The following is a 4,941-nucleotide window of genomic DNA, read 5'->3' as shown; positions in this document are numbered from 1 at the left end:
CTACGCTCCAGACACCCCACGGGCTCATACAACAAGGGGGTCAATATTCGTGTCGCCGGGTGGGTTAATTTTCATGTCGCTTGACAGTCGTCTGGCGATGCGTCAACATCGCGATGACCAAGGAGCCTTCATTTACATGGAATTGCTAGCTTTCTTACTGCGCGGGCCCGCCACACGGCGCCACCCCCGCCGCGGAGCGGCTTCGTTCAACTGGAGGGAAACCAGTTGAATCCAGCCCAAGCGGGGGATCTCATGGATGTGGCGGACAATCAGATTGACACCTCCCGGCCCCTGGCTCCCACCCGGAACGTGGATGTGGTCAGCCTCATCGGGGTCATGCGCATGGTGACTGAGGTGCTCTGGAGTGCGGATTTCCAGAGCCGGGTGATCGAGAGCAGGGTTATCCCCAATTCCGATCCGGCCGAAGCGGCCCGTCAGCGGCAGGCGGCCCTGGAGGATCTGGACGAACTGCGAAGCCACCTGACCCTGCACGCCCACAGCCAGGGGGCCCGCATCGCTGCCGCCGCCCGCACCCGCCTGGGCACTGTTCCGGGGCTCACGGACGGTGCCGTGGAGGAGGTCCTGCCCAAGTGGGATCTCGTGACCTATGGCAGCGGAGCCGGGCTTTCCATGTGGTGGCACCCCAGCCAATTCCGGAGAACCCTGCACCACGTGAACCAGAAGGATTACGTTCCAAACACCTTCGGGTTCAACCCGGCCTTCAAGCTGAGCCTGGACGAGCCCATCCGCTGGTCCATCAATTTCGGAAGCCAGTGGCTTGGGGTCGATTTTGGGGGGGGGACACTGCTCCCCCTTTCCAAGGAGCCCGATTCCTTCGTCTGGAGACTGAACGGTATCCCTGGCGGCAGCACCGGGGTCAGGGTTGCCCGGTACGCCAATGCCAAGAGCGCCATGAAGGCTCACACCTTCATCGTCTACCCCTCAAGGAACGCGGGTTCCAACTGGGGAGAGCACGACTTCGGCAACGGCTACCTCTGCCATGTGAGCCTGGATCCCTGGGCGGTGGCGGCGTCCCTTCCCGTCTCCCCGGACTACCCAGCCCACACCGGGCCGGAGGCATGCGCAGGTGCTCAGCCGCCCAGCATTGTCAAGAATCCCGCGGACCAGGTGGTACCGGTGGGGCAGGGGGGGGTGTTCAGCGTGGATGCCGAAGTGAAGGGGCAGATCGGGTACCAGTGGATGAGGAACGGGGTCGCCATCCCCGGGGCCACTGCGACAAGCTATGCAACACCCCCCGTTACCCTGGCCGATGATGGTGCCAGGTTCTCCGTGGTGGTGAGCAATGGCAATGGCAAGGTGAGTAGCAACGAAGCTCGGTTATGGGTCGTGGCGAAATGACTGTGGTCTTTTTGGAGAAAAGTCAATGAAAAGCAAGAAACACTCGGGTGGACGGGTATGGAAGATCGGCCTCGCAATCGTCCTCTTGGTGGGACTGAGCATGGGCTGGCGATTCAGTCGGGTGCATATCCTGGCTAGGTTGGGACATGCGAAATCAATGGCAGAGTTGGGAGGGGCATATGCCGACGTAACTGGGGAAGGTTTGGTTACTGAATATAATTGGAAAAAAGCAACCTATTGGCTTGAAAAAGCTGGGGCATCTGGGTATGGCGGGGCGGATTTTACGCTTTACCAGATGTGGCAGGTACAGGGTGATCCCGTCGACATCCGCCGCTGGCTGGAGCGGGGGGCCCGGAACGGGAATCCGGAGTGCACATTGACCCTGGCCAACTCCTACCGTTACGGCATGCATGGCTTCCCCAAGGACAAGGATATGGCTGATTACTGGTCAGGCAAATTACCCAGGTGGCATCCCTGACTCTTGGGTTTCCGTTCGCGGGAGCGTGTATTTAATTAAGTAATAAATTTATATAACCACCCGGTACACCGCCCGTCAAGAGGCCATGAAGCCCCGTACCTCCATCGGTTGTGGGGCGTGGCGAAATGACCGTGATGGTTCAGGAGGCATATTCATGAACAGCAATCCGCACTTGGGTGGACGCCTATGGAAGACCATGTGAGTCTGGATCCCTGGCTCACCGCTTCAGCGCTGCCCGGTTCCGAGAGCGAACGGGTTCATGTCGGGCCGGAAGTCTGCAGGTATGCCCAGCCCCCGACCATCCTCAGGCAACCTGCAGATGCGGTTGTCCTGAAGGGGCAGCGGGCCAGGTTCTCGGTCCAGGCCCAGGAGGCCATGGGATTCCAGTGGCTCCGGAATGGAAGCCCCATCCCCGGGGCTAATGCGGTGACTTTTGAGATTCCATCCGTGACGGCGGGCGAGGATGGAGCGAAGTTCTCGGTGGTGGTGAGCAATGGCAATGGCAAGGTGAACAGCAGCGCGGCGACACTGTGGGTTGTCAATGAATGATGTTTGCGGGGAGGCACCATGAAGAAGATGCGTTTCTGGCCCTGGGGCTGCCTGGGGGCGCTTATCCTGGCGCTGGCCCTGCTGGTGGGCCTGCTGATGGGCTGGCGGTTCTCCCGGGTGCATATCCTGGCGAGGACGGGACATGCGAAATCGATGGCAGAGTTGGGAGGGGCTTTTGCCGACGTAACTGGGGAAGGTTTGGTTGCTGAATATGATTGGAAAAAAGCAACCTATTGGCTTGAAAAAGCTGGGGCATCTGGGTATGGCGGGGCGGATTTTACGCTTTACCAGATGTGGCAGGTGCAGGGTGATCCCGCCGACATCCGCCGCTGGCTGGAGCGGGGGGCCCGGAACGGGAATCCGGAGTGTGCCATGACCCTCGCGCAATGCTATTGGTTGGGCCTCTATGGGTACCCGAAAGACCAAGTGCTTTCAGATGAATGGGCGAAAAAGAGCACAGCGTTTGAACGCAGGAAATACCGGAAATAAGGGGAGGACGGCTGGCCGCTCAGGGGGCATGTTCAGCCAACTAGGGCAGCCCTGCCATGTGTGTCTGGACCCCTGGGCGGTGGCGGCGTCTCTTCCCGTCTCCCCTGACTACCCAGCCCACACCGGGCCGGAGGCATGCGCAGGTGCTCAGCCGCCCAGCATTGTCAAGAATCCCACGGACCAGGTGGTTCCGGTGGGGCAGGGGGCGGTGTTCAGTGTGGATGCCGAAGTGAAGGGGCTGATTGGATACCAGTGGATGAAGAACGGGGTCGTCATCCCTGGGGCCACCGCGACAAGCTATGCGACACCCCCGGTTTCCTTGGCCGATGATGGTGCCCGGTTTTCCGTGGTGGTGAGCAACGGCAATGGCAAGGTGAGTAGCAACGAAGCTCGGTTATGGGTCGTGGCGAAATGAGCGTGGTCTTTTTGGAGAAAAGTAAATGAAAAGCAAGAATCACTCTGGTGGGCGTGTATGGAAGATCGGCCTCGCAATCGTCCTCTTGATGGGACTGAGCATGGGCTGGCGATTCAGTCGCGTGCATATCCTGGCGAGGTTGGGACATGCAGAGTCCATGTCAGAGCTGGGATTGGCTTATGTCAGTATCTCCGGTAGGGGATTGGTCGCTGAAAGTAACTGGAAAACGGCAACCTATTGGTTCGAAAAGGCCGGAGCGGCGGGGGATGGAGGGGCGGATTTCGAGCTCTACCAGATGTGGCGGGTGCAGGGCGATCCCGCCGACATCCGCCGTTGGCTGGAACGGGGGGCCCGGAACGGGAATCCGGAGTGTGCGGGGATGCTGTCGAATTGCTATTGGTTGGGGCTGTATGGGTATCCAAAGGATGATGCCATGCGTAGGGCATGGGCCAAGAAGAGTGGCGAGTTCCAACGGAAGAGGCGTTGAGGTTCGGCGCTTCGGTAAGCCCGTTGCTGGAAAGCCCCGCCTCTGTCCTGTGGGCCTGGGCCACGGCTTCCACGCTCTCCGGCTCCGAGAGCGAACGGGTCCATGTGGGGCCGGAAGTTTGCAGGTATGCCCAGCCCCCGAGCATCCTCAGGCAACCTGCGGATGCGGTTGTCCCGAAGGGGCAGCGGGCCAGGTTCTCGGTCCAGGCCCAGGAGGCCATGGGATTCCAGTGGCTCCGGAATGGAAGCCCCATCCCCGGGGCTAATGCGGTGATATATGAGATTCCATCGGTGTCTGCGGCCGATGATGGAGCGAAGTTCTCAGTGGTGGTGAGCAATGGCAATGGCAAAGTGAACAGCAGCGCGGCGACATTGTGGGTTGTCAATGAGTGATGTTTGGAGGGGGCACCATGAAGAAGATGCGTTTCTGGCCCTGGGGCTGCCTGGGGGCGCTTACCCTGGCGCTGGCCCTGCTGGTGGGTCTGCTGATGAGCTGGCGGTTCTCCCGGGTGCATATCCTGGCGAGGTTGGGACACACCAAGTCCATGAAGGACCTTGGGAATGCCTACACCAGTTTTTCCGGGGACGGACTGATCGCCGATCCGAACTGGAAAACGGCAACCTACTGGTTCGAAAAGGCCGGTGCGGCGGGGGATGGAGGGGCGGATTTCGAGCTCTACCAGATGTGGCGGGTGCAGGGTGATCCCGCCGACATCCGCCGCTGGCTGGAGCGGGGGGCCCGGAACGGGAATCCGGAGTGCGCGGGGATGCTGTCGAATTGCTATTGGTTGGGGCTGTATGGGTATCCAAAGGATGATGCCATGCGTAGGGCATGGGCCAAGAAGAGTGGCGAGTTCCAGCGGAAGAGGCGTTGAGGTTCGGCGCTTCGGTAAGCCCGTTGCTGGAAGGCCCCGCCTCTGTCCTGTGGGGCTGGACCCCTGGGCGGTGGCGGCGTCCCTTACCGTCTCCCCGGACTACCCAGCCCACACCGGGCCGGAGGCCTGCGCGGGCGCTCAGCCGCCCAACATAGTCAAGAATCCCACGGACCAGGTGGTTCCGGTGGGGCAGGGGGCGGTGTTCAGTGTGGATGCCGAAGTGAAGGGGCTGATTGGATACCAGTGGATGAAGAACGGGGTCGTCATCCCTGGGGCCACCGCGACAAGCT

General features: G+C 60.8%; 8 protein-coding genes. All 8 read left to right on the top strand.

Annotated features, from left to right (window positions below; genetic code table 11):
* Positions 1-225: 225 nt before the first annotated feature.
* On the top strand, positions 226-1,359 hold the full coding sequence (locus HOLFODRAFT_RS25415) for an immunoglobulin domain-containing protein (protein ID WP_026939409.1): 1,134 nt from the start codon (positions 226-228) through the stop codon (positions 1,357-1,359).
* 25 nt (positions 1,360-1,384) lie between these two features.
* Positions 1,385-1,837, top strand: coding sequence for a tetratricopeptide repeat protein (locus HOLFODRAFT_RS0216240; protein WP_005031202.1), 453 nt, complete (start codon positions 1,385-1,387; stop codon positions 1,835-1,837).
* A gap of 198 nt (positions 1,838-2,035) precedes the next feature.
* Complete coding sequence (locus tag HOLFODRAFT_RS0216235) at positions 2,036-2,386, top strand: immunoglobulin domain-containing protein (RefSeq protein ID WP_244432682.1); 351 nt, start codon at positions 2,036-2,038, stop codon at positions 2,384-2,386.
* Between the two features lie 18 nt (positions 2,387-2,404).
* Positions 2,405-2,875, top strand: coding sequence for an SEL1-like repeat protein (locus HOLFODRAFT_RS0216230; RefSeq protein WP_005031206.1), 471 nt, complete (start codon positions 2,405-2,407; stop codon positions 2,873-2,875).
* A gap of 28 nt (positions 2,876-2,903) precedes the next feature.
* Positions 2,904-3,290 carry an immunoglobulin domain-containing protein gene (locus tag HOLFODRAFT_RS0216225; protein WP_005031208.1) on the top strand — a complete coding sequence of 129 codons (387 nt, stop codon included), beginning with the start codon at positions 2,904-2,906 and terminating at the stop codon, positions 3,288-3,290.
* Positions 3,291-3,773: 483 nt separating this feature from the next.
* Positions 3,774-4,169, top strand: coding sequence for an immunoglobulin domain-containing protein (locus HOLFODRAFT_RS0216215; protein ID WP_244432681.1), 396 nt, complete (start codon positions 3,774-3,776; stop codon positions 4,167-4,169).
* Positions 4,170-4,186: 17 nt separating this feature from the next.
* Positions 4,187-4,651, top strand: coding sequence for an SEL1-like repeat protein (locus HOLFODRAFT_RS0216210; protein WP_005031215.1), 465 nt, complete (start codon positions 4,187-4,189; stop codon positions 4,649-4,651).
* A 70-nt stretch (positions 4,652-4,721) separates the two neighbouring features.
* Positions 4,722-4,941: immunoglobulin domain-containing protein (locus HOLFODRAFT_RS21865; protein ID WP_482793354.1), on the top strand; the 220-nt coding region annotated here is incomplete at its 3' end.

The sequence above is a fragment of the Holophaga foetida DSM 6591 genome, from assembly GCF_000242615.2.
Taxonomy (GTDB): Bacteria; Acidobacteriota; Holophagae; order Holophagales; family Holophagaceae; genus Holophaga; species Holophaga foetida.
This window is presented reverse-complemented; position numbering and strand designations above follow the sequence as displayed.